22 protein-coding genes are annotated in these 23902 nt (G+C 64.4%); 13 read left to right on the forward strand and 9 right to left on the reverse strand.

Going from position 1 to position 23902, the window contains the following annotated elements; genetic code table 11:
- Positions 1-3 precede the first annotated feature (3 nt).
- Both THIMADRAFT_RS06025 and THIMADRAFT_RS06030 read right to left on the reverse strand, forming a co-directional pair.
- A complete protein-coding gene (locus THIMADRAFT_RS06025) occupies positions 4-966 on the reverse strand; it encodes an alpha-E domain-containing protein (RefSeq protein WP_007192094.1) in 963 nt (320 codons plus the stop codon).
- A 59-nt stretch (positions 967-1025) separates the two neighbouring features.
- A complete protein-coding gene (locus THIMADRAFT_RS06030; protein WP_007192095.1) occupies positions 1026-2483 on the reverse strand; it encodes a circularly permuted type 2 ATP-grasp protein in 1458 nt (485 codons plus the stop codon).
- Positions 2484-2762: 279 nt separating this feature from the next.
- Between THIMADRAFT_RS06030 and THIMADRAFT_RS06035 the strand changes: the two genes are divergently transcribed.
- Positions 2763-3566 (forward strand): hypothetical protein, encoded by an 804-nt coding sequence (locus tag THIMADRAFT_RS06035; protein ID WP_007192096.1) that lies wholly within the window; start codon positions 2763-2765, stop codon positions 3564-3566.
- On the opposite strand, the gene THIMADRAFT_RS06040 is transcribed toward THIMADRAFT_RS06035, so the two are convergent.
- Positions 3557-4027, reverse strand: a complete 471-nt coding sequence (locus tag THIMADRAFT_RS06040) for an ATP-dependent zinc protease family protein (RefSeq protein ID WP_007192097.1) — start codon at positions 4025-4027, stop codon at positions 3557-3559. The genes THIMADRAFT_RS06035 and THIMADRAFT_RS06040 overlap by 10 nt on opposite strands.
- 167 nt (positions 4028-4194) lie before the next feature.
- On the opposite strand from THIMADRAFT_RS06040, the gene THIMADRAFT_RS06045 reads away from it, so the two are divergent.
- Both THIMADRAFT_RS06045 and THIMADRAFT_RS06050 read left to right on the forward strand, forming a co-directional pair.
- Positions 4195-4896 carry a hypothetical protein gene (locus THIMADRAFT_RS06045; RefSeq protein WP_007192098.1) on the forward strand — a complete coding sequence of 234 codons (702 nt, stop codon included), beginning with the start codon at positions 4195-4197 and terminating at the stop codon, positions 4894-4896.
- A 73-nt stretch (positions 4897-4969) separates the two neighbouring features.
- Positions 4970-5428, forward strand: coding sequence for a thermonuclease family protein (locus THIMADRAFT_RS06050; RefSeq protein WP_007192099.1), 459 nt, complete (start codon positions 4970-4972; stop codon positions 5426-5428).
- A gap of 31 nt (positions 5429-5459) precedes the next feature.
- On the opposite strand, the gene msrB is transcribed toward THIMADRAFT_RS06050, so the two are convergent.
- Positions 5460-5858, reverse strand: a complete 399-nt coding sequence (msrB, locus tag THIMADRAFT_RS06055; RefSeq protein ID WP_007192100.1) for a peptide-methionine (R)-S-oxide reductase MsrB — start codon at positions 5856-5858, stop codon at positions 5460-5462.
- A gap of 444 nt (positions 5859-6302) precedes the next feature.
- On the opposite strand from msrB, the gene THIMADRAFT_RS06060 reads away from it, so the two are divergent.
- Genes THIMADRAFT_RS06060 through THIMADRAFT_RS06085 form a run of 6 tightly spaced genes read left to right on the forward strand, consistent with a single transcriptional unit; the run spans position 6303 to position 12280 of the window.
- A complete protein-coding gene (locus tag THIMADRAFT_RS06060) occupies positions 6303-6920 on the forward strand; it encodes a hypothetical protein (RefSeq protein ID WP_007192101.1) in 618 nt (205 codons plus the stop codon).
- Positions 6917-7819 carry an archaetidylserine decarboxylase gene (gene asd / locus THIMADRAFT_RS06065; RefSeq protein ID WP_007192102.1) on the forward strand — a complete coding sequence of 301 codons (903 nt, stop codon included), beginning with the start codon at positions 6917-6919 and terminating at the stop codon, positions 7817-7819. The genes THIMADRAFT_RS06060 and asd overlap by 4 nt, the downstream gene beginning before the upstream one ends.
- 31 nt (positions 7820-7850) lie before the next feature.
- Complete coding sequence (locus tag THIMADRAFT_RS06070; RefSeq protein WP_007192103.1) at positions 7851-9017, forward strand: glycosyltransferase family protein; 1167 nt, start codon at positions 7851-7853, stop codon at positions 9015-9017.
- Complete coding sequence (locus THIMADRAFT_RS06075) at positions 9014-9862, forward strand: lytic transglycosylase domain-containing protein (protein ID WP_007192104.1); 849 nt, start codon at positions 9014-9016, stop codon at positions 9860-9862. Before THIMADRAFT_RS06070 ends, THIMADRAFT_RS06075 begins: the two co-directional genes overlap by 4 nt.
- A 52-nt stretch (positions 9863-9914) precedes the next feature.
- Complete coding sequence (locus tag THIMADRAFT_RS06080) at positions 9915-10466, forward strand: LemA family protein (protein WP_007192105.1); 552 nt, start codon at positions 9915-9917, stop codon at positions 10464-10466.
- Positions 10463-12280: a DUF2207 domain-containing protein gene (locus THIMADRAFT_RS06085; protein WP_007192106.1), complete on the forward strand. Its 1818-nt coding sequence runs from the start codon at positions 10463-10465 to the stop codon at positions 12278-12280. Before THIMADRAFT_RS06080 ends, THIMADRAFT_RS06085 begins: the two co-directional genes overlap by 4 nt.
- Positions 12281-12452: 172 nt before the next feature.
- Here the strand turns inward: THIMADRAFT_RS06085 and THIMADRAFT_RS06090 are convergent, their stop codons facing one another.
- The 4 genes from THIMADRAFT_RS06090 to THIMADRAFT_RS06105 all read right to left on the reverse strand — a co-directional run bounded on the left by THIMADRAFT_RS06090 (position 12453) and on the right by THIMADRAFT_RS06105 (position 16739).
- Positions 12453-13511: a thioredoxin family protein gene (locus tag THIMADRAFT_RS06090; RefSeq protein WP_007192107.1), complete on the reverse strand. Its 1059-nt coding sequence runs from the start codon at positions 13509-13511 to the stop codon at positions 12453-12455.
- Positions 13512-13639: 128 nt separating this feature from the next.
- Positions 13640-15406, reverse strand: a complete 1767-nt coding sequence (aceK, locus tag THIMADRAFT_RS06095) for a bifunctional isocitrate dehydrogenase kinase/phosphatase (RefSeq protein WP_007192108.1) — start codon at positions 15404-15406, stop codon at positions 13640-13642.
- Positions 15407-15650: 244 nt separating this feature from the next.
- Entirely contained in the window at positions 15651-16169 is a 519-nt protein-coding gene (gene rraA, locus THIMADRAFT_RS06100) for a ribonuclease E activity regulator RraA (RefSeq protein ID WP_007192109.1), read from the reverse strand.
- Between the two features lie 159 nt (positions 16170-16328).
- Positions 16329-16739 (reverse strand): DUF6858 family protein, encoded by a 411-nt coding sequence (locus tag THIMADRAFT_RS06105; RefSeq protein WP_007192110.1) that lies wholly within the window; start codon positions 16737-16739, stop codon positions 16329-16331.
- Between the two features lie 321 nt (positions 16740-17060).
- On the opposite strand from THIMADRAFT_RS06105, the gene THIMADRAFT_RS26995 reads away from it, so the two are divergent.
- The 4 genes from THIMADRAFT_RS26995 to THIMADRAFT_RS06120 all read left to right on the forward strand — a co-directional run bounded on the left by THIMADRAFT_RS26995 (position 17061) and on the right by THIMADRAFT_RS06120 (position 20344).
- Complete coding sequence (locus tag THIMADRAFT_RS26995; protein ID WP_007192111.1) at positions 17061-17201, forward strand: hypothetical protein; 141 nt, start codon at positions 17061-17063, stop codon at positions 17199-17201.
- Positions 17202-17220: 19 nt separating this feature from the next.
- Positions 17221-18192, forward strand: coding sequence for an SLAC1 anion channel family protein (locus THIMADRAFT_RS06110; protein ID WP_007192112.1), 972 nt, complete (start codon positions 17221-17223; stop codon positions 18190-18192).
- Positions 18193-18321: 129 nt separating this feature from the next.
- Positions 18322-19173 carry an OmpA family protein gene (locus THIMADRAFT_RS24465; protein ID WP_007192113.1) on the forward strand — a complete coding sequence of 284 codons (852 nt, stop codon included), beginning with the start codon at positions 18322-18324 and terminating at the stop codon, positions 19171-19173.
- A 106-nt stretch (positions 19174-19279) separates the two neighbouring features.
- Positions 19280-20344 carry a DUF2333 family protein gene (locus THIMADRAFT_RS06120; RefSeq protein WP_007192114.1) on the forward strand — a complete coding sequence of 355 codons (1065 nt, stop codon included), beginning with the start codon at positions 19280-19282 and terminating at the stop codon, positions 20342-20344.
- 9 nt (positions 20345-20353) lie between these two features.
- On the opposite strand, the gene THIMADRAFT_RS24470 is transcribed toward THIMADRAFT_RS06120, so the two are convergent.
- Positions 20354-23683: an EAL domain-containing protein gene (locus THIMADRAFT_RS24470; RefSeq protein WP_050799489.1), complete on the reverse strand. Its 3330-nt coding sequence runs from the start codon at positions 23681-23683 to the stop codon at positions 20354-20356.
- Positions 23684-23902: the final 219 nt, after the last annotated feature.

Below are 23902 nucleotides of genomic sequence, written 5' to 3' on the forward strand. Positions count from 1 at the left end.
GCTTCAGTCCTGTGTCTGAGATTGCGACTGCGACTCCGGAGGCGGCGGAAACCACGTCCGCGCCAGTTCCTCATGCAGATCGCCGATCCCGACCTGAAGGTCGTCGATGAAGGCGTGCAGCTGTTGCTGATTGAGTCGGCGCGGCTCGGTCCCTTCGAGATTACGCTTGAGCCGTCCCGCGACGCGCAAGGCGGATTCATTGCGCGGCAGCTTCGAAAGACTGGTCCGCAGGGCGTCGATGCAATGCACGACCGAGCGCGGGAATGTCTCGTTCTGAAACAGAAAGCGCAACACAGGCCCACGCAACACGCGAATCTGCTCGCTGCGCCGATAGGCCTGATAGGCCGTCATGGATTTCAGCACGCTGACCCATTGAATCGTCTCGAAGGGCCGCAGCTCGGTTGCCTCCTCGGGCAGCAGATTGGCCGAACGCACGTCGATGATGCGGGTGGTCATGTCCGCGCGTTCGAGAAAGCGTCCCAGGTGCAGGAAGTCGTAACCCTGGTCATGCAGCATGGTGCCGGAAAGCAGCCCGTTGATGTTCTGGGCGCCTTGGATCACTCGCTTGAGATAGGCGTGTCGACCGCCCTTCGTCATTCCCTTCGGGAGATCCTCGCGGGCGAAGAGATAGATCTCGTTGAGCAGCTCCCAGACCTCGCGCGGGACGAAGTCGCGAATGGTGCGACAGTTCTCGCGTGCCGCCATCAGCGCCGCCAGGATCGATCCCGAGTTGCGCTCGTCGGCGAGTAAGAAGCGCACGACGTTGCGCTCGCTGTAGTCCTTGTAGTGCTCTTCGAAGAGCGGGTTTGCGCCCGTGATGTCCACCAACGGCCTCCAACCCGGCGCAATGCCTTTCGGCAGGTCGAGCAGGAGATTGGCGTTGACCGTCACGATACGGGCGGTGTTTTCGGCCCGCTCGACATAGCGGGCCATCCAGTAAATGTTTTCTGCAACGCGCGAGAGCATGCGTTCCGACCCCTATGCTCGATTGGATTCGCTACGGTCCCTGCCGAAGGCTCGGCCGGTCATTCCTCGGCCTGCGGCGGCTCGGGTACAATCCAGGTGTCTTTGCTGCCGCCGCCCTGGGAGGAGTTCACCACCAGAGAGCCTTTGCGCATCGCCACCCGTGTCAGCCCGCCCATCGTGACCTGTTGGCGATCAGCCGAGAGGATAAAGGGGCGCAGATCCACATGACGCGGCTCGAGCTTCTTGCCGATGATCGTCGGCACGGTCGAGAGCTTCAGAGCCGGCTGGGCAATGTAATTGCGCGGATCCTTTTTGATCAGCTCCGCGAAGTGCTCGCGTTCGGCCTTGGTCGATGCGGGACCCACCAGCATCCCGTAGCCGCCGGACTCGTTGGCCGGTTTCACGACCATCCGTTCCATGTTCTCGAGCGTATAGGCCAGGGCATCCGCCTCCATGCAGCGATAGGTCGGGACGTTCGGGATGATGGGGTCGGCGTCGAGATAATAGCGGATCAGCTCGGGCACGAAGGCATAAACGACCTTGTCGTCGGCAACCCCGGCGCCGGGCGCATTGGCCAGGGCGACGTTGCCGGCCTTCCAGGCGCGCATGAGTCCGGGCACGCCGAGCGCGGAGTCCGGAAGGAATGCCTCGGGATCGAGAAAGAGGTCGTCGATGCGGCGATAGACGACGTCGACACGGGCGAGCCCGTCGACGGTACGCATGTAGACGCAGTCGTCCTTGTCGACGAACAGATCGCGTCCCTCGACCAGCTCGCAACCCATCTGTTGTGCCAGATAGGAATGCTCGAAATAGGCCGAATTGTAGATGCCCGGGGTGAGCACGACCACGGCGGGATAGTCCGCCGGACGCGGCGAGAGTGCCGCGAGGGTGTCGAAGAGCTCCGAGGGGTAATCATCGACCGGCAGCGGTGCATAGTGCTCGAACAGCTCGGGCAGCACCCGTTTGGTCACCAGCCGGTTCTCTAGCATGTAGGAGACGCCGGAGGGGACACGTAGGTTGTCCTCCAGCACGTAGAGGGTTCCGTCGGCGTCGCGCACCAGATCCGAGCCGCAGATATGCGCCCAGATCCCCAAGGGCGGGTCGACACCGATGCACTGCGGGCGGAAGTTCACCGATTTGGCGAGAACCTCGGCCGGAAAGACGCCGTCTTTGATGACCTTCTGGTCGTGGTAGAGGTCGTCGATGAAGAGGTTCAGGGCCTGCACGCGCTGGCGCAGTCCGGCTTCCACGCGCTCCCACTCCGACTGGGCAATGATCCGGGGGATGATGTCGAAGGGCCAGGTTCGATCGATGGCCCCGCCTTCCTCGGAATACACCGTGAAGGTGATCCCCATCTCCTTGATCGACACATCGGCGGCCTCCTGGCGGGCCACCAGCTCCTCGGGGCCGAGTGCTTCGAGATCGGCAAGCAGACCGGCGATTGCCCGATGCCCGTTGCCGGCGACCAGCTCGTCGTAGAAACCCTCGGAGGGGTAGGCATTCCAATCGATACTCATGGCTCTTACTCGCAGACCAGGTGTCGGGGATGGTTCGGGCGGAATGATTTGCGACGCCGACCCATCGAAGACCGACCTCCAAACCTCCTCCACGGAGTATGCTGGAGATGGGGCTACGGCGTCCATCCGCCGAGGCGGTGAGGAGGCGGTCGTCCCGAAAGCAGGTCGCGGGAGTCTCGCGCAGACTCATCGCCTACATCGGCCCGACACGCGAGCGATCGCTCGAACGCCATCACCCGAGCATGACCGCCCGCGCATTGTCACACAGACGCAACCACCATGACCTACTGCCTCGGACTCGCCCTCGACGAGGGCCTCGTAATGGCCGCCGACTCCCGGACCAACGCCGGCGTCGACTATGTCACCACCTTCAGCAAGCTCCATGTCTTCCAACCTGCCGCGGATCGCATCTTCGTCCTCATGTCCGCGGGCAATCTCGCGACCACGCAGGAGGTGCTGAATCGCATCCGACGTGACCTCGACCTGCCGCGCGACAGGGGGCCCATCACGGATCCAACAGGCGAGCGGTCGCGGATCGACCTGCTGAACGCGCGTTATCTCTTCGAGGCGGCGGATTATGTCGGGCGGGTCAGCGTCGGCGTGCAGCGCGACCACGCCCCCGCACTCCATCAAAGCGGCGTGAGCGCGGAGACCACGCTTATCCTGGGGGGCCAGATCGCCGATCAGCCGCATGGCCTCTATCTGATCTATCCGCAGGGCAATTATTTCGCCGCATCGCCTCAGACGCCCTACCTGCAGATCGGCGAGACCAAATACGGCAAGCCTGCGCTGGACCGCATCGCCGAGCCGAGCCTGTCGCTGGAGAACGGGGCACGCTTGTGCGTGGTCTCGCTGGATGCGACCTCGCGCTCGAATGTGACGGTCGGCCCGCCCTTCGAGGTCGCCATCTATGCCAAGGACAGCCTGACTCTAACCCACCGCCTCAAGCTGACCGCCGACTCGCCTGCACTGCGGGCGCTCTCGTCGAGCTGGAACGCGGGCATCCGAGGTGTCTTCGAGGAGTTGCCCCGTTTCGATTGGGAGGCGATGGGCGAGGCGCCGGCACAACGGCGTCAGGCGTAGTGCTCCAGGGGTCGCGCCACCCGCCCGGTCAGAAAGGAGCGCGCCGGATCGACTCGAGCGCGACCGGCGAGTGCCGTGCGACCGAGCAGCATGCGAAACAGCATGGTTTCGCGATTGGTCAGGGTCATCTCGATCGGCCAATCCCGCCCGGCCAGGGCGAGCCGGGTACGGATGACGTAACGGTCCTCGCGATGACCACCTGAGTCGGTGACCCGCCGTTGGTCGAGCACCGACGCCTCCGCGTGGATCACCACGTCGGTGCGCTTCTGCAGCGGATGGACGCCGAAGCGGACATAGTGCTGCCCGCCTCGGCGGAAGCCGTCGACATAGAAGGCATGCAGGGTGGAGGTGCGTGCCCCGGTGTCGATCTTGGCTTTGACGAGGCCCAGCCCCAACTCCGGCATGGTGACCCATTCGCGCCAGCCCAGCAGCAGGGCCTCCGAGCACTCGCCGGGGGTCACGGCTTCGCCCCGACATCTGCTTGCGACAGTACACTCTTCATCTGGATTCCCCGCATCGATCGCCCTGAATCATCGATGCTGGATGTTAACAGAGCCACGCTTCGGCGGGGGCTGTTAGACTCGGCAGCCATTCGGACGAGCTCCCACACCGCATTTCGGAGGCACCCATGCGCAAACCGATCCAGTCGACCCTCCTGCTCCTCCTGGCGATGCCGTTGGTCCCGGTCGCCGTCGCCGACGAGGGCACGGCCAAGATCCTCGCGCCCTGGGAGGCGAACGGTCAGCTCTTCCAGATCGCCGTGGACAAACTCCAGTTTATCGGCACCTTCGAAGGTGTCATGTACATCGAGCACGGGGACGGACTGCTGGATGCCGCGCTCTTTACGTGTCCGTCGACCCAGATCATCCATGTCCTGAGCAACGAGCTCGACGGCCAGGGCTATTGCACCATCGAAAGTCCAACCGGCGATTACGTGTATGCGGAATTTACCTGCGACGGCGAGCCCGGATCCTGCTCGGGAACCTTCACGCTGACGGGCGGAACGGGTCGTCTTGCCGGGATCACCGGGCAAAGCGATATGATCGTGCGCACCGCGCTCAGCGGAACGGCTATGAACGAGTCGACCGGCGGGACGGTCTCGGCGGCGAAGGGGCTGGCGATCTGGCCGGAGATGCGGTTCGAGTTCCCCGGCAAGAGCGCGAAGGCGGGGATGCTCGGGACCGGGTCCATCGCGAATGGAAACGATGTCGTTCCGGAGTCCGCGTCGGAAATCGAAACCGACGGCGGGGGCGCGGAAGGGGCAGCGAACATCGAGGCGGATGTCGTCGCCGAACCGACTCCGGCAGACGCCGGGCGCAGCGAGCCCTAGCCGAGTGACAGCGGGGATGTCGTCGCTGCTTTCTTCGCGCATGCCACCCTTTTCGAGGCGAGGGCTCCCGGGTGTGCTCGCGCTTCTGCTCGTTGTTGCGGCGGACGTTGCCGCCGGGTCCCGGGAGATCGTCGGGCTCGCGATCGTTCAGGACGACGGATCGCTTTTGATCAAGGGCCAGTCGATTGCGCTCTTCGGGGTCTATCTCCCCGACGCAGGTCGGCAATGCACCAGGCGACAGCAGCCGGTGCGGTGTGCTCCCAGGGCCGTGCTTGCGCTCGATTTTCGCGTCAGGGGCTTCGTGACCTGCGAGCCGCGCGGGCGCTCCGCCGAGGGAAGGATCCAGGCCGTCTGTTATGCCGATCGCACCGGGTTGAGCCCGGGCGAGGACTTAGGCGCTTATCTGATCAAGCGCGGCTGGGCACTCGCGCTCCCGACGGCCCCGTTCGAGTACCACGCCATGGAGCGCATCGCGCGGGCGAACGCGCTCGGCGTTTGGGGAACCGCCGTGGATTCGGTGAGCCCTCCCTAGCGCGCACCCGGCATCGCCGGCTGCGGCGGGGTCAGTCCTTCGGCTCGAAGGCCAGAGCGACCGAATTGATGCAGTAACGTAGTCCGGTCGGTCTCGGACCGTCCGGAAACACATGTCCGAGATGGGCGCCGCAGCTGTTGCAGTGCACCTCGGTGCGACGCATGCCGTAACTGACGTCGTCTTCGGTTGCCACGGCCTGTGCAGCGGCAGGCTGCCAAAAGCTCGGCCACCCCGAGCCCGAATCGAATTTCTCGCTCGCGTCGAACAGGGACTCGCCGCAGCAGACACAGCGGTAGAGACCCGGCTCCTTGGAGGCGTGATACTGCCCCGTGAAGGCCGGCTCGGTGCCTTTCTCTCGGCACACGCGGTATTGCTCCGGTGTCAGGGTTTCGCGCCATTCGCGATCGGTCTTCTCGATCTTGTGCCCCATAATGACCTCGTGTGAGTGGGTTTCGACGATCGGATTGTTCATGGGCGGCATTGGCTTGAGCCCCGAGCGAGGCGGCCCTTATACTGGCTGTATCCTCGGGTCCGAATCGTGATGATCGACGACCCCGACCGCGACTCGGTTTTGATCCCATTGCTATCATGATGTTGCTCGTGACGCCCCGCCTTGATGCCTCGCCGACACGAGCGGCCGGTCGGGTGGGCGCGCGAGGGCGAGGTACACCGAGACGGGCACCGGTGCTGGTGGACTGCGCTTCGCTTGTCCACCCTACACCGCAGTCAGCGGAAAGAGTGGGGCCGTATCCACGCGATCTCCACTCGACGCCTTCACGGTCTGCACGATGCGACGCGGGCTGTTCCCCGACAGGCGCCGAACCCGTCTCGACGACCGCTGATCCGGCGTGTGCACCCGAGGCGTGTGCCTGAGATGTTCTTGCGGAACCGACACCCGCTCTGGATGCGCTTGGTCCTGATCCTCGGTGCCATCTCGCTGTTCGTCCTGGCCTATCAATGGGGTAATCAATACCAGCGCCGCAGCGCCGCGCCTCCGGTGATCGGCGGCTTGCTGATCCGCCCGCCCGCGAGCCTGCCGGATTTCGAGCTCCGGGAGGCGCTCGGCCGCCCGTTCGGCCAAAAGGATCTCGCGCAAGGCTGGACCCTGCTCGCGTTCGGCGACCTCTCGCGCGCTTCGGGACAACTTGCCGTCCAGCGCCTGATCGATGTCTACAACCGGGTGGCCGACGAGCGTGCCTTGCGCAAGCAGCTGCGCCTCGTGCTCGTGACCGCGGGCAATGATTCAAGCCTTCACCGGGATTTCGCCGGTCTCTTGCCTGCGCTGAAGATCCTCGGCGGCGACCCGGAGCAGATCGACCGTCTCCGCGCCGACATCGGTCTCGGTGCGACGGACACGGCGGCGATCTTCGTCGTTGCGCCGGGGGGATTCGTGCTCGCCTTTCTTCCCGAGAGCGAAGGAGGCGCACAGCTCGCCGAGGATCTGAAAGCCATCTACGCCGGCTCGGATCTTTTATTGCCGGAGACACCATGACGGAACCCGTTCGGGGCATGGGGGCGCGGCTCTTCGTCGCCCTTCAGCATGTCCTGCCGCAGCACCTGTTGTCGGCCCTCATGTATCGGCTGGCGCGCGTGCGGTGGCGTCCACTGAAGGACCTGTTGATCGCGATCTTCCTGCGCCTCTACCGGATCGATATGAATGAGGCGGTGGAGCCGAACGCGAAGGCCTATGCGCACTTCAATGCCTTTTTTACCCGCGCGCTGAGACCCGAGGCCCGGCCTCTTGATCCGGACACGCTGGCGGTCGTGTGCCCCGTCGACGGCACGATCAGTCAGAGCGGTCGGATTACGGCGGGTCGCTTGATCCAAGCGAAAGGTCGGGTTTACACCGTCGAGGAGCTTCTCGGGGGCGACCCGGAGCGGGCAGGGGCCTTCGACGGCGGGACCTTTGCGACCATCTATTTGGCGCCGAGCGATTACCACCGCATCCACATGCCGCTCGGGGGCAATCTTGTCTGGATGCACCACATCCCGGGACGGCTGTTCAGCGTGAACAACGTCACCGCCGACCTGGTGCCGCGTCTGTTCGCCCGCAACGAGCGGGTCGCGTGCCGATTCGAGACCGATGTCGGCGCAATGGCGATGGTTCTGGTCGGGGCCATCTTCGTCGGCGGGATCGAGACCGTCTGGGCCGGCGAGGTCACGCCTGCACGAGACCGAAGTCAGGGCTCGAATGCGGGCAGCACCGGGGCCGGATCGGTCCGGCTCGAGCGCGGCGCCGAGATGGGCCGCTTCAATCTGGGCTCGACCGTGATCCTGCTCTTCGAGCCGGGTCGGGTGCAGTTGGACGAGACGCTCGTGCCGGGGAGCAAGGTTCGACTCGGGCAGCGGCTCGGCCGTCCCGCCGCGGCGTCCGAGCGCGTCGAGTCCTGACGCGAGCCCGAAGCGAACCGGAGGCGCTGTCATGTCCCACCTTTTCCTTGCCGTAACCGCCCACGGGTACGGGCATCTGGCGCAGGCGGCTCCGGTGGTCCATGAGCTGGCGCGGCGTTTTCCCGGTCTGCGGATCACCCTGCAGAGCGACATTAATCCGGGCTTGGCGCGCAGCCGACTGCCGCCCGGGTTTACGCAGATCCAGGAGGGGACGGATATCGGTCTGCTCATGGACGGTCCTCTCGGCACCCGCTGGTCGGAAAGCCTGATCCGATATGCGGATTTCGAGGCCGACTACGAACGGCGACTCGAGCGCGAGACCTCACTGTTGCGCCGTGCGGCGCCTGACCTGGTCTTGGCCGATGTGCCCTGGCTGCCGCTCGATGCGGCGCGGCGGGCGGGCATCCCGGCCGTGGCGCTGTGCTCGCTCAACTGGTACGACATCCTGCGCGAGAGTCCGGTGGCCGATCAGGTCCCCGCACCTGTGATGGCGCGGATGCGGGCGGTCTATGCCGCGGCCGAGCTCTTCATCCGACCGGCCCCCTCGATGGCTATGTCCTGGCTGCCGAATGCGATCGATGTCGGCCCCATCGCGAGCCGTTATCCGGATCGTCGGGATGCGTTGCGCGCACGCTGCGGCGTGCCCCCCGATCGCCCCTTCGCCCTGATTCAATTCGGTGGATTCCAGGGGTTCGATCCGCTCGCGATGTGGCCCGAGCAGGACCAAGTCCATTGGTTGGCTCAAGATCTTCCCGGCGGTCAGAGGCGCGATGCGACCGGGATTTCTTCGCTTGGACTGCGGGTGCCGGACGACGTCATGTCCTCCTGCGATCTCATGCTGTGCAAGCCCGGCTACGGCAGCTATGCCGAGGCCGCCGTCAATCGGATCCCCGTGCTCTACGTCAAGCGCGGCGATTGGCCGGAGGAAGCCGCCTTGATACCCTGGCTGGCAGAGCGGATGCCGACGCGCGAGATCACGCGGGAGGATCTTCTGGCGGGACACCTCGCCGAGGCCATCCAGGCGTTGTGCACCGCCGATCGACCGCCTGCCGTGGAGCCGACCGGCATTGCGGAGGTGGCGGATCTTCTGGAGCCCTTTCTGGTACACCGGCTCCGTCCTGCGGGTCATGCGTCCCGGGTTGCTCACTCCGGTTCGACGGGCGCCGCCTTGCCAACCTCAGTGGTGGAGGGGTCATGACATCCTTCGGTGCCGATCCAAAGCGGGTCCGACGCCTGGCGTTTCTGGCGCTGGCCTTTATGCCGCTCGTCTCTTGGGGCAGCGTGGCGGGTCAATCGACCTCGACGGAGGGCGCCGAGACGCCGCAGTCCGGGACGCAATCAACCAAGATCGATGCCGACGCACTCAAGTCCGCCAAGGCTGCTCCCGCCAAGCCGGCATTGCCGGCGGCGCCGAACGGGCCGCGTCCGAGCCGCGCGGAGGTCATCGCCATGATTCCGGCGGTCGCCCGGCGACACGGTGTCGAGGATGAATTGGTGCGCGCGGTCGTCGCGGCGGAGTCGAACTACAACGCCCACGCCGTGTCCCGCGCGGGCGCGGTCGGGCTGATGCAGTTGATGCCCCCGACGGCAGCGGACTACGGGGTGACCTCGGTCGCCGATCTCTTCGACCCCAAGATCAACCTCGATACCGGCACACGTCACCTCAAGCGCCTCCTGCGCAAATACAACAACGACTACGGTCGGGTCATCATGGCCTACAACGCGGGCGAGGGCGTGGTCGATCGCACCAACAGTCAGGTGACCTATCTCGAGACGCTCAACTACACCGAGGCGGTGATCACCTATTACCGCCGCAACGGCGGCACTGCGCCGACTCAGGTGGCCTTGAACCAGGTGCGCGCGTTGCGCGGGACACGCGATCTCGGCAAGGCACGGCGCCTCATGAAGAAATACTTGGATCCGTCGTTGTTGTCGCTTAAGGTCAAGCCGACGCTCGACCTGAAGCGCCTCAACCCGGCCCTTCACGAGGTCGGTCCCGAGAGCAAGCCGATGTTCGAGCTGGGCGCGAGCGGTCGGCCGTGATTCTTGTCACGGAAGGAACATCGTCGGCATCGCTCGGAAGGGGACTCGGTACATGGTTTACGGGTTTGCGGCGCTCCTCCTGATCCCGCTGGGTTGGGGTATTTGGGTCTTCAATCGCCTGGTGCGCCTGCGCAATCGCGTGCGCGCGGCCTGGAGCGATATCGATGTTCAGCTCACTCGGCGGCACGACCTGATCCCCATGTTGGTCGAGGCGGTGCGCGGCTATGCGACGCATGAGAAGACACTCTTCGAGGCCGTCGCGGCGCTGCGCTCCCGTGCCCTCGAGACGCGAAGTCCCGCCGAGCTGGCGACCCTCGAGGCGGCCCTCGAGCAGTCGGTCGGTCGGCTGATGCTGCTCGAGGAGGCCTATCCGGATCTGAAGGCGAGCGAGAATTTCCTGCGCCTTCAACGCGATCTCGTCGATGTCGAGGAGCATCTCCAATACGCCCGCCGCTTCTACAACGGTGCGGTGCGCGAGTTGAACGACGGGGTTCAGAAGGTGCCGGATCTGCTGCTCGCCCGGCTGTTCGGATTCGCGTCGGCCGAATACTATCTGGCACGCGAGTCCGAGCGTGCGGCACCCCGACTCGAGGCCGAAGCATGAGCAGGATCGACCGCCGCCCCGACCCGTCTGCCGGGTGCATCTCCTTCACGATCCGGCATCGATGCGCGGGTTCCGGGGGTGGATGGCTCCTCGGCCTCGTGTTTCTGCTCCTCCTCGGCGTCGGCGCTCAGGCAGGTGCAGCCGAGGAGATCCTCTCCTTCCACAGCGATCTTGCGATCCAGTCCGACGGCAGCCTCGAGGTGACCGAGACGATCGCGATTCGCGCCGAGGGCAGCGAGATCCGCCGCGGCATCGTGCGCGAGTTTCCGACTCGTTATCGCGACCGGCTCGGCAACCAGGTCCGCGTCGGATTCGAGCTTCTCGGTGTGGAGCGCGACGGTGAGCCGGAGCCCAATTTCATCGAGCGCGTCTCAAACGGCGTGGAGATCAACACCGGCAACGATGATTTTCTCGCTGTTCCGGCGACCTACACCTATCGCATCCGCTACCGCACGACCCGTCAGCTCGGTTTCTTCGAGGGGCACGACGAGCTCTACTGGAACGTCACCGGCACCGGTTGGATCTTTCCGATCCTCGCGGCGAGCGCCACGGTTCGGCTTCCCGCCGAGGTTCCGATCGAGAAGATCACGGCCGAGGGCTATACGGGTCCTCAGGGTGCCGTCGGTCGAGATCTGGTGGCCGAGGTGGTCGGGCCCGACGAGATCCGTTTCGCGACGACACGCCCTCTCGGTGTCGGCGAGGGTCTGACGATCGTTGCAGGCTTCCCGAAAGGTCTGGTCGCGGAGCCGACCAATGCCCGGCGTCTCGGCTGGCTCCTGTACGACAATCGCGGCGTGCTGGTCGCCCTGGTCGGGCTGATCCTGCTGCTTGCCTATTACGGGACCACCTGGTGGCGCGTGGGGCGGGATCCGCAGGCCGGCCCGATCTTTCCGCACTACCGTCCCCCGGATGGACATTCACCCGCGGGTCTGCGGTATCTGAGCCGGATGGGCTACGACCACCGTTGCTTTGCCGCCGATCTGGTCGAGACGGCGGTGAAGGGCCATGTGGTGATCCATCAGGAAAAGGCCGGTTGGCGCGAGGCATGGCGGCTCGAGCGTTTGCACGGCGCCGACCCGGCCGCACTCACGGCGAGTCAAGCGACCTTGCTTCGGCTGCTCTTCGCCAAGGGCGATCAGCTGGTACTGACCAACAAGCAGGCGGATCGGGTCGGGCCGGCGCAGAAGGGCCACACGCAGAGCCTCGCGCAGCTCTATAGCCCGCGTTTTTTTCTCGTCAACGACGGCAAGCTCGGCTTGGGGATCGCCTTCTCCGTGCTCTACGGCGGTTTGGCCTGGATGGTCGCGGGCGGAGACGGAATCCCGGCCATGCTCGTCTTGTTCGGGCTTGCCATCGGTGCGCATGTCCTCTTTGCTTGGCTGCTGAAGGCCCCGACCACCGAGGGCAGAGCGCTGCTCGACCGAATCGAGGGCCTCAAGCTCTACCTGAGTGTCGCCGAGCGCGATGAGTTGAAGGCGCTCCCCGGACCGAGCAGCGAGGCTTCGCCCGTGCTGGATGCCGAACGCTACGAGGCGCTGTTGCCTTATGCCCTGGCGCTGGATGTCGAAGAGGCCTGGACCCGCAAGTTCACGCTTGCCGTCGGCGCCGCCGCCGCGGCGGCCGCCGCAGGCGGCATATCCTGGTATCGAGGCCGCGGTACCGCGGGGGATCTCTCTCGCGTGAGTCGGTCGCTCGGCCAAACCCTCAGTCGTCAGATCGCCTCATCCGCGACGCCGCCCGGCAGCAGCTCGGGCGGAGGTGGCGGCGGCTCCTCCGGAGGCGGCGGCGGGGGCGGCGGAGGGCGCGGGCGCTAGGACAAGCGCCGTAGGGTGGACGAGCGAGGCCCGTAGGGTGGACGAGCGCAGCGCAGTCCACCGAACCCAGCGCCGCCGCTGGTGGACTGCGCTGCGCTCGTCCACCCTACCGTTGTGCTCTTCCGGCTCGGGAGACCGACGCGCCGCGCTTGAGGTTAAAATGATATGGTTTTTAATCCATTAGATCGACCTCGATCCCAAACGCGGCGAGCGCCTCGCGGCGCGCGGCAAGGTAGCGTTGGAAGCTCGGCTCCCACAGGTAGGCACCCGTTGCGACGTAGTCCAAGGCGCCGTGGATATGGAATGCCTTGAAGTAGCCCTCGGTGCGGAAGACCTCGCGCCCGGCGGCATCGAAGAAGACCAGGCTGGGCGTGTACTTGATGCCGAGCTCCGCGGCCCAGTCGCGGATCGGGATCTCGCGCCCGTCGACCGTCTGCACGGGGTCGCGCGAATAGGTATCCAGGATGGCCCCGTCGAAGCCGCTCAGCGAGTAGGCGAGCGGCTCGCGCTCGAGGATGTCCTCGTGCAGCTCGTCGCAGTCTCGGCAGGTCGGCTGCTCGAACATCACCACCAAAGGACGCATGGATGTATCGCGGTTGTCGGCGAGCCTGAACGGGGCCTGCAAGAAGCCGCCTTGTTTATGCAAGGTGCCCTTGGCCTCGGTCGACTCGAGTCCGGCGGCATAATCGGCGAAAGACTCGCCGACCTGCTCGCGCCGCTCGGCGACATAGTCGAGCGCGGCCTTGAAGCGATGGGGCGGGAAATAGCCGTTGATCCGAAGAACGACCTGCCCGGCCTCGTCGAGCAGCAGCATCGTCGGCGTGAACTGGACCTTGAGGTCCGAGCCGAGTTGTTTCTCGGTGGTGAGCTCGCCGGACAGGCCGGTGACCTCCCGGTCACCCCAGAGATTGATGGCGACGACGTCGAAACTGCCCTGCATCAGACGGGCGATCGACTGATCGCCGAGGTTCTCCTGCAACAGCTTGGCGCAATAGGGGCAGCCGTCCTGGTAAAAGTACAGCACTAGGCGCTTGTCCCGGGCGGTGGCCTCGGCGACATCCTCGCGAAGATCCAGAAAGGACGCCTTGAACCAGTCGGGTTGCTCGTGATAGCCGGGGTTCTGCATTCCGGGGGCCAGCTCTGCGGGTCCGTCGACGGCGGCCGAGGCGAGCGTGCCGAACAGCAGCAGGCTCCAGATTATGCGATGGATCCCAAGGGGAGGTGTCTTCATCGTTCCAGTCTCCTGTGCTGTGCATCGAGGCTGCCGAGCGCAGGTGCGCGCAACGGTTCCCCTTGTTTTAATGCGGCTCGGGCGCCGGAGGCGCCTTCGCTCGAGATGGTCGGCGATTGCCGATGTTTCTAACTGTCGTGATCGGATGCGACCGGATCGGCGCGATCGAAACGACGCTCCTCTGCGTAGGGGAAGACATCTTCCAGATGCCCCGCCCGGATGTGCTCCTGACGGGCCTGCCACCAGGCGGGGTCGAACAGCTCGCTGTGCAGCTCGCGAAAGACCTTGCGGATTCGCGGGTCGGTCAGGAGGAAGGTCTCGAACTCCTCGGGGAAGACGTCGTTCGGCCCTGCGCTGTACCAGACCTCCTCGGCCATCTCCATCTCGGGGTAGGGTGCGGGCGGGATCTCCCGAAAACGGCACTCCGTCAGGTAACACAGCTCGTCGTAGTCGTAGAAGACGACGCGACCCTGACGCGTGACCCCGAAGTTCTTGAACAGGAAATCACCCGGGAAGATGTTGGCTGCCGCGAGCTGCTTGATCGCATCGCCGTATTCGCCGATCGCGTGGCGGATGTCGTCGTCGTCGGCGGTATGCAGATAGAGATTCAACGGCGACATGCGCCGCTCGATATAGAGATGTTTGATGATGAGCTGATCGCCGTCGGACTCGAGACTCTTTGCGCAGTCGCTCTCCAACATCTCGATGAGGGCAGCCGAGAAGCGGTGGCGCGGAAAGGCGACGTGCGAGTACTCCCAGGAGTCGGCCATCCGCCCGACGCGATCATGCAGCTTCACCAGCTGGTATTTCTCCTTGACGGTCTCCCGCGTCATCTCCTTCGGTGGCGGGAAACGGTCCTTGATGACCTTGAAGACGAAGGGAAACGACGGGAGCGTGAAGACGCACATCACCATCCCGCGGATGCCGGGGGCGATCACGAAATCGTCGGCCGAATACCTCAGATGTTTGAGGAAGTCGCGGTAGAACTCGGCCTTGCCGAACTTCTGTAGGCCGATGGCCGTATAGAGCTCGGCCTTGCCCTTGTGCGGCATCAAGGGTCGCAGGAAATCGACGACCGCAGCCGGCACCTCGGTATCGACCATGAAGTAGGCGCGCGAGAAGCTGAAGACATCCGAGATCTCGTCCCCGCCCGAGAGCAGCGTGTCGACATAGAGTCCGCCGGGCGAGCCATCGTGTCCCTCGTCGTTGAGGATCGGGATCGCGAACGGGATCTGGTCCGCCCCGTTAATGGCCTTGCCGATGATGTAGGCGGCCTTGTTGCGGTAGAAGGGCTCGGAGAGGACGGCGAGCTGAAAATTCTGGTGCAGCGCGCGCCTGCGCGGGAAGCGGTCCCGCACGGCGCGCATCAGGCAGCGGATGTCGTGCCGGCGGTTTCGGAAGGGGCGCTGAAAACCCATGTCGCCGAGGATGCGGGCGATCACCCGCGCGAAACCGTCGCGCGCAGGGTAGTAGGGTCGAAAGATCGGGATCTCGGCCTCGAGGTGTTCGGTCGAGATCATCGGCCAGACGAAGATATAGCTGTTGTTGTAGTAGCGCCGATCGAAGAGCCTGCAGAACACCGAGTTGTAATAGGTCTCGGCGAGCTCGGGTTGGTGGTGCAGCGGCAGGAGGCGCATGTACTCGATCTTGACGCGTCGCCACAGGATGTCTGTGGGGTCGCGCAGATGAAACTCGCGGCGCAGCAGGGCGACCGTCTCGCCGACCCGCTCGTCGTAATAGCTGATCCGCTCGCGCGCCGCGGCCTGAACAGCCGGCCAATCCGCCGACTCGAAGCGTTCCCGCGCCCGGCCGGTGATCTCGCGAAAGAGCCGGTAGTGACGCCCGAATCCGTCGAGGATCGCCTCGGCAATCTGTTTCGCCTCGGTCCACGCCATGGTCTTGCCTCGCTGTACCTTGCCGGATCGATCGCCGCCGGGTGGTTTAGTGACTTAAACCGCGCCTGGAGCGGCATCCGTAGTGATTGGATTGGATCCGCCACGGTTGAAACCACGAGAGCCGGAGCTGGCGCGGTCCATGATGATGAAAAATGAAAATCTTAAACCGCGTCCCCGCTCAGGCTTCGGGAGTGCACGTACCGGCGGACTCACTCGGAGCTCGGCCTCTCGCTCTGGACGCGGTTTAATCGAGATCCAACGGCACGTCGGCCACCAGGATGCCGTCTTCGTCGCAGTACACCTCATCGCCCGGGGTGAAGCGCAGACCGGCGAAGGTGACCGGGATATCCCGTTGACCTTCACCGCGCCTGTGGCTCTTGCGTGGATGTGTCCCCAATGCCTTGACGCCCAGCGGCATGGCGGCGATGTCGCGACTGTCCCGGATGCACCCGTAGAGGATGACGCCGGCCCAGCCTTGCTCGACCGCGCCCGCCGCAATCAGGTCTCCGAGCATGGCGCAGCGCATCGAGCCGCCGGCATCGACCACCAGGACGCGGCCGTGGCCGGGTTCGGCGAGGGTCGACTTTACCGGAGAGTTGTCTTCGAAACACTTGACGGTCACGACCGGGCCGCAGAATCGGACCTGACCGCCGAAATCTCGAAAGATCGGGTCGCAGATGCGGACGCGTTCGTCGTATCGATCGGAGAGGTCAGCGGTTTTGAAGTCGGGCTTGTGGGGCGCGGACGGGGTTTGAGTCGGCATCGGCGGTCGTGGGCGGGTCTGTCGGCGGAGCCACGAGTATATACCGAGCGCGCCCGGTTTTTTCGCTGCATCGCGCGCCCTGCGCCGGCGTTGCGCCTCTGCGCCGCAGGGCTCGTCGGCGCACCTAGTCTCGGCACGCGCGACGCAGCCGACCCTGCCTTAAGCGGGGAGGCTTTCGGGGGATCGCACGAGCGCCTTGACCCAGCCTTCCATTGCCGAGTTCGCCAAGGGCATGGGGGCCTCGAGGAAGGTAATGACGAACCGATCGGCCTTCTCGACCACACCGATCGAGCGAGGCCGTACCGCCATCACATGGGCGTCCTTCAGGTGGGTTCCGAAGCAGAAGATGACGTGCTTCGCGGCGAGGATGTCGTCGGCGATCTCGCCTTCTTCAAGCGCTCGGGTGTGCGCATAGTGATCGAAGGTGGAGATCAATTCGGCGATCTTATGCCGCGCAATGCAGCCCTTCAGGTACTCGATAATGGCCTCGGCATCCTTCATCGTCGTTTCCGGTTTGGGGAGCTCAAGGCTGTACACGGGGTATTTCTCTTGCAGAAGGGATTGTTTCATTGGCGTCGCTCCGGAGTCTTGGGAGGTGATGATGCCGCGGTGCGGGAATGTTGCGAGGCCCGACCGCGGCGAAGTCCGACCGCGAGACTATGGATTGATGCACGGCTTCGCATTGAAGATTCACAATCGGCGACGGGGCCGCCGTGGGACGCGGGCCACCGGATAAACCCGAGCTGGCTAGTCTGAGATTTGTCAATGCATCCCACCGCAGCGATGCCTAGACTGCGCATCAACCTCATTCTCCGAGCAGAGGTCGGGTGCCCCGGTCGGGAAGACCGAAGCGCTCGACGACCCTGCTCGACATACCATCGGAGCCAGACCATGACCCAGCAATCCCGGATCGTTACGCGCTCGACACGCACCGCAACAGCGGCGACGCCTTACTGGTTGTGGGCGCCGGTGCTAGCGACCACGACGATGCTCGCTGTTCTCTTGTTCGCGCCCATGCCGTCGGTTCTTTGAGGGAGGGTGCCTGTACATCATGGAGACTTCCACCAAGACGCCCGGGCGGCTCGAGCACTTCCCGATCTCCTTCTTCGCGATGGTGATGGGCCTTTCGGGCCTCACCATCGGCTGGGAGAAGGCCCAGGCGGTCCTCGCCCTCGACTTGGGCATCACCCCCTGGCTGATCGGCGTGACGAGCACGCTCTTCATTGTCTTGATGCTGCTCTATATGGCCAAGCTTGCCATGTACCGGCAGGCTGTCATTCAAGAGTTGCGACATCCGGTAAAGCTCAATTTCTTTCCGACCATCTCGATTAGCTTGCTCTTGCTCTCTATCGCCTTTCTGCCGGTGATGAGTGACGTGAGTCGTGCGCTCTGGATGGCGGGTACGGCGCTTCATCTCGTTTTCACGCTCTATGTCGTGAATGTTTGGATCCATCATGAGCACTTTCAGGTGCATCATATGAATCCGGCCTGGTTCATTCCGGCGGTCGGCAACGTCTTGGTTCCGGTGGCCGGAGTCCCCTTGGGTTATCAGGACATTTCCTGGTTCTTCTTCAGTACCGGAATGCTGTTCTGGCTGATCCTGATGACGATCATCTTTTACCGGGTGCTGTTTCATCATCCGATCGAAGAGCGCTTGATGCCGACGCTCTTCATTCTAATCGCTCCGCCTGCTGTCGGCTTCATTGCCTATTCGCGACTGATCGGAGAGCTCGATGCCTTTGCGCGCGTGCTCTACTTCATCGGTCTCTTTTTGACCTTGCTTCTGTTCACCCAGGCAAACCGATTCCTGAAGCTCGGATTCTTCCTTTCATGGTGGGCCTACTCCTTCCCGCTGGCGGCGATCGGCATCGCGAGTCTCTTGATGTTCGAGCGCACCGGGCAGGATATCTACCGCTATCTCGGGCTCGGTCTGCTGACCCTGCTGACCGGAATCGTCACCTTGTTGCTCGCACGCACCGCCATCGCGGTCCGGCGCAACGGGATCTGTGTTTCCGGTCACTGACGCCGTCGGCAGATGCGGGACGACGCGTTTGCGAATCCGTCGTCTCGATGCCACGACCCTTTCCCGAGTCGGCAGACCCCTCTCTCGGTCGCCGAGCCGCTGAACCGATTCTGTACTCGAGGAGCCACCATGTCCGACGTCACCTCCACGGTGAAATCCAAATCCATCTATCCCTTTGTTTTTCTAGTTCTATCGTTCTCGGCAGGACTTCTGTTGGCCTATTCGCGCGGGCCGCAGACCCTGCCGGCCGAGCCGCCTCCGACCCAGCCGTTGGTGACCGAGCCGTTGGTGACCGAAACACGTGTAAACCCTGACGTCGGGGCGTCGGAGAGCGCCATCGCGACGCCCGTCGGGATGGATGCTCGAGCGGAGACGGATGCACTGGATACGCGTTTGAGCGATGCGGAAGCCAAGATTCAGCATCTCGAGCGGGAGCTGGTCGCGGTGGCTGAGCAGCAGACGGCGGTCGCGCTCGTGGTCGAGGCGCAGCAAGACCGCCTGGCCGAGATGCTCGCCGACACCGATACCGGGGTCGCAGCCGCAAGCGACTCGGCCGCCGCAGACGCCATATCCTCCGCGAGTCCGTTGCAGGATGACCTTGTGCGTCTCGGCGCGCGACCGACCGAGCGCGGCTATTTAGTAACACTGACCGAGTCGGAGCTGCGCTTTCCGGTCGGCGGGAGTGCGCTTTCATCGAAGCGTCCCGAGAGCCTCGGTGCCATTGCCGAGGTTCTCGCGCGACATGAACAACTGAGCGCGCGGGTCGAGGGTCATACCGATCGTTCCGGCAGCGCAGCGAAGAACCTCGCGCTCTCCCGGGAACGTGCGCAGTCGGTCAAGGATGCCTTGGCTGCGATGGGCATCGACGCTGAACGCATCGAGATCTTCGGGATAGGGGAGGCTCAACCGATCGATGAGAGTGGAACCGCCGAGGCGCGGCAGCGCAATCGCCGTGTCGAGGTTTATCTGATCGAGAACTGAACGTCGAGAAACGCAATGCTTAAGGCGGGGATCTGCGATTCCTCAATGTCTTAAATATTAGTATTCGTTAATGTTCTGACATATCGAATCGACTCGGGAAATGCAGATGAATCATCCACGATCGACCCCGCGACATGAGCCCGGCACGCCATTGCCGAGCACCGCCTCCGGACCAGTACGGCGCCGGTTCCCTTGGCGTACGACCTTAGGGGTGGTCGGCCTCGCCGGTCTCGTCATGGTCTCGCTGGGTGTTTACTGGTCCATTCATCCAACACCATTGGACGGTGCCGCGGTGGCGGCGGCCGAGCTCGGGGAGCGGGCCGGGGATGGGACTCCCGGCACCCGTTCGGTTGAGGTTGCGGTCGGGATCGGCGAGTCGCTCCTGAGGAAGCCCGGCGGCTTTCTGTACAACGATCGCTTGCCGCCCGGCGTCTTTCTCGACAACACCCAAAGCTGGGAATGCGGAAACCTGATGGCGCTCCGCGATTTCGTGCGCGCGCTGCGGAATGATTTCAGTCGCTCTCAGAGTCAATCGTTCGAAAATGCCGACGTCAAGGAAGCCGATTTGCGCTTCGCGATCGACCCGAAATCCTGGATGCTTCCGTCGGCCGAGACGGAATATGAACTTGGGATCGAAGCCCTCGAGCGCTTCTTGGCGGATCTGAGCGGGGGCGATCAACCTCGTGCGCAATTCTTCGCCCGTGCAGACAACCTCGCGGCCTATCTCGCGGTCGTGGAGAAACGCTTGGGTCATTTCGGCGTTCGTCTGAGCTCCAGTGTCCCGGACAGCGACCTGGCCGCCGCGATCGGCATCCCGCGGGCCGGCGACGAGGGTGCGCTCCTCGACGAGGAGCCGGTTCCGATTCAGACGCCCTGGCATCAGGTCGACAACGTTTATTACTGCGCCCGCGGCTACAGTTGGGCGCTCTATCACCTCATGCAGGCGATCGCGAGCGACTTCGAGGGTGTCTTGGCGGCCAAACGCGCAGAGGTCTCGCTGCAGCAGATCATCCGGGATTTGAAGGGTGCAACCAAGCCCATGGGTAGTCCGATCGTGCTCAACGGCGATGGCTACGGCATCCTGGCCAATCACTCGCTCGTGTTGGCCTCTTACATTGCGAAGGCGAATGCCGCGCTCATGGACCTGCGCACGCTCATGCAGCAAGGCTAACGCTTCGGCTCAGACGTTCGCATCCTGCGACGGGTGCTCGAGGACTTCAGCCTGAAGCGATCGGATGCCCGCGACCAGGTCGTCGCGCTCCGCCAGCAGCTTCGTGATCGGATCGGTCAGCGCCTCGCGATCGAGGCGGTCGAGCGCGAGCAGCTGCCCGGCGTGCAAATGAATCTGCCGGTGCAGGGCGTCGAGCGATCGGAAGCTGGGCATCTCGCCGTAACGCGTTGTGCCGGTTCCCAGGTACCAGCGCCCGAAGTCGCACAATTCGGGTTGAAGCTCGGGCAGCCTTGCCGCGGTATCGGTCGAGACATGGCGCACGAGACGATTGACCCAGTCGCGATGGATCGCCTCCAGGCTCAAGAGCGATAGGTCCTCGGTGGTCCAGTCCACGTCGGGGCGATCGGTCCAGAGTTGCGGCGGGCGAAAGCCCTTGATCCAGGAGGCGAGCTGCTCGGGAGCCATCGGGTCTGCAATGCCGTAGCCCTGCGCCAGGGTGCAGCCCAGATCCATCAGCAGCAGGCCGTGCGCGGCGGATTCCACGCCCTCGGCGATCACCTCGCGTTGGAAGGCGTTGGCGATCCCGATGACGCCCTTCACCAGGTTGCGACCGTCGCGCGAGCGCAGGATGTCGCGCACCACGGTTTGATCGATCTTCACCACCTGGGCCGGAAGACAGCGAAAATCGGTCAAAGACGCATAGCCGTTGCCGAAGCCGTCCAACGCAAACTGGACGCCGAGCACGGCGCATGCTCGGATGACCGAGGCGGTGGTTTCGATGTCGCGTAACGCCTCGGATTCGATGATCTCGAACAGCAGATGCGCAGGGTCGATGCTCGGATGCTGCGCGAGCATCTCCTGCAAGGCCGCGACGAATCCGGTGTCCTGCAGCGAGCAGGCCGAGAGATTGAGACTCATCGTGAGATCCAGCCCGGCGCTGCGCCAGTCTTCCAGCAATCGCAGCGCCCGATCCATCACCCACCAGTCCAGGTCGTGAAGGAGCTCGTCGCCCTCCATCAAGGGTAGGAACTCGCCCGGCGGCAAGAGTCCACGCTCCGGGTGCTCCCAGCGTACGAGTGCTTCGACGCCCACGACGCGGCCCGAGCGCATATCGACCCTCGGCTGCACATGCAGCCGCAGCTCGTCGCCTTCGATGGCCTCTCGGATGCGCACGAGCTCGCGCTTGTGTGCCTGATCGGGCTGATCCTTGACGGGCTGGAAGAACTGAAAGCGATTGCGGCCCTGTTGTTTGGCCTGGTACATGGCGTGGTCGGCATGGCGCAGGAGGGTGTCCGCATCGCCTGCGTCCTGCGGGAAGAGGGTCACGCCCGCGCTGCCGGTGACGGCGAGCGAATGACCGTCGATCAAAATCGGCTGGGCGAGCGAGGCGAGTACGCGCTCGAGCAGCGCGGCGCAGTCCGAGAGCGACTCCATTTGATTCATCAGCAGGACGAACTCGTCTCCGCCGAGACGGGCCACCGTGTCGTCCTCGCGCACGCAGCCGCGCAATCGGCTCGCCACCGTCACCAGCACTCGGTCGCCCATCTTGTGCCCGTGGGTGTCGTTGATGGGTTTGAACCCGTCGAGATCCAGATAACAGACCCCGAGCAAAAGACCCTGCTCGCGGGCCCGCACGACCGCCTCGTCCATACGCTCGGCCAAGAGCCGCCGGTTCGGCAGACGCGTCAAAGGATCGTAGAGGGCGATCTCTTCGAGCCGGCGTCTGCTGTCGAGCAGCTTCTGCTCGTTGCGCCGCCGCTCGAAGGCACCGCCGATCAGATCGCCGAGAAACCCGAGTGCACGAATCTCCGAGTCGCGCCAGCTGTGCGTGTCGCTCAACATCTCCATCGCGACGAAACCGCCCATCCGACCGGCCACCCGAATGGCGACGGCTGCCACCGATCGCACCTCGAGCTGCTCGAGCTGCTCGCGGTCGACACGCCAGGTCTCGGGGAGCTTGGTGACGTCGTCGATACGGATGTCGTCGCCGTGCTGCAGGGTCTCCATCCAGCGCGGGATCAGCGACGTGGGCATCGGCGGCGCACCTGCTCCCGCAAGGCCGAGACCGCTTGCGCTCCATTCCTGCATGTTGCGCATGCTTGTGCCGTCACGGCTCAGCACGAAGACATACGCCCGCTCCGCACCCATGCGCCGTGCGACGGTCCCCAGGGCATTCTCGACCAAGGGGCCGACCGCGTCGGCAGGCGCAGCCACCAAGGACCGCGAGGTCTCGACCAAGACGGTCTCGAGCGTGACCAGATACGACAGCGCACGCTCGGCCTGCTTGCGTTCGGTGATGTCGGTGCCCGAGCCGAGTCCGCCGATCAGCTGTCCCGCGCTGTCGCGGATCCGGCTGTTGTTCCATTCGATCAGGCGTTCCGAGCCATCCGCGCAGATGACCGAACCCTCGACAGCGATCAAGGGCTCGTCGTTTTCCAAGGTCACACGCGCAAGGATTCGGCGGGCCTGCTCGCGCTCGCGCTCGGGTACGAAGGACTCCGCCCAATCACGCCCGACGATCTGCTCGCGGTCGAGGCCCAGAACCTCGCAGCCTTTGCGGTTGATGAGCCGGACACGGCCATCGAGATCCAAACCGACCAGGATCACGGCGGCGATGTCGAGGATGTGCTCGACCTCGGCGAGGCGCGGTTCGACAGACTCGGCGCGAATCTCTGAGTCCGCTTCGGGGTTCGCACCGCCCGCAAGGATCCCCGAGCCGGATCGCGGCAATGTCCTCGTGGCTGCGTAACGGCTCGTCGACAGGGCCAGAAGGAGGGCGAGCCCGATTGCGAGGACCCAAGGCCACACGCCCGCCCAGGACAGGAGTCGGTGGCGCTCGGCATCCTCTGCCGCAGCCAGATCCATCACCACATAGATCACGGGCTCCGGAGCGAGAGCGGCGGGATCGACGCGCCCTCCATCCTCGTTGCTCGTCCTGCCGATACTCATCGCGCCGAACAGGCGGCCCGATTCAGGTGCAACCGCGAAGCGCGGCTGCATCGGCAAAGCGGCGGCTGCGCGCGCGATGTCGGCCGGTATCGCGTCGATCGTCATCGCCGTTGAAGGGTCTGCGGGCTGCTCCGCGCCGGCACCCTGAGTCGATCGACCCTGATCGAGTCGGCCGAGTGCGAGGAGACCCGGATGTGCGCTGGATGCGCCGAGGACGAACGCCGCGGCCGGCTCGTTGCCGCGCGATGGGTCCTGCAAGATGGCGGAGGCGATCTGTTGCAGCAGCCGCTGCGCGACCGCTTCCTGCTCGATTCGGACGCGTGCGGGGATGCCGAGGGAAAGCTGATAGGCAAGGTGCAGGGCCAGCACCAGTGCCAGAACGAGCGCCACCAGTCCTATCGGCGATCTTTGCGCCTTTGTGCGAATCATTCGGCAGAGGTTGAGGTATTGACCCTAGCTTCGCAGGAGAGCACACGAAAAGTGTCATCGTTTCCTGCTGCTCACTCTATCACGGGGCTCCTCAGGGCGACAGTGATCCGAGAACAAGCGAGCACCGCGACAACAAAAAAACCGGCGGCGCCGATGCACCGCCGGTTCTCGGAACGCGGC

The sequence above is a fragment of the Thiocapsa marina 5811 genome, from assembly GCF_000223985.1.
Lineage (GTDB): Bacteria > Pseudomonadota > Gammaproteobacteria > Chromatiales > Chromatiaceae > Thiocapsa > Thiocapsa marina.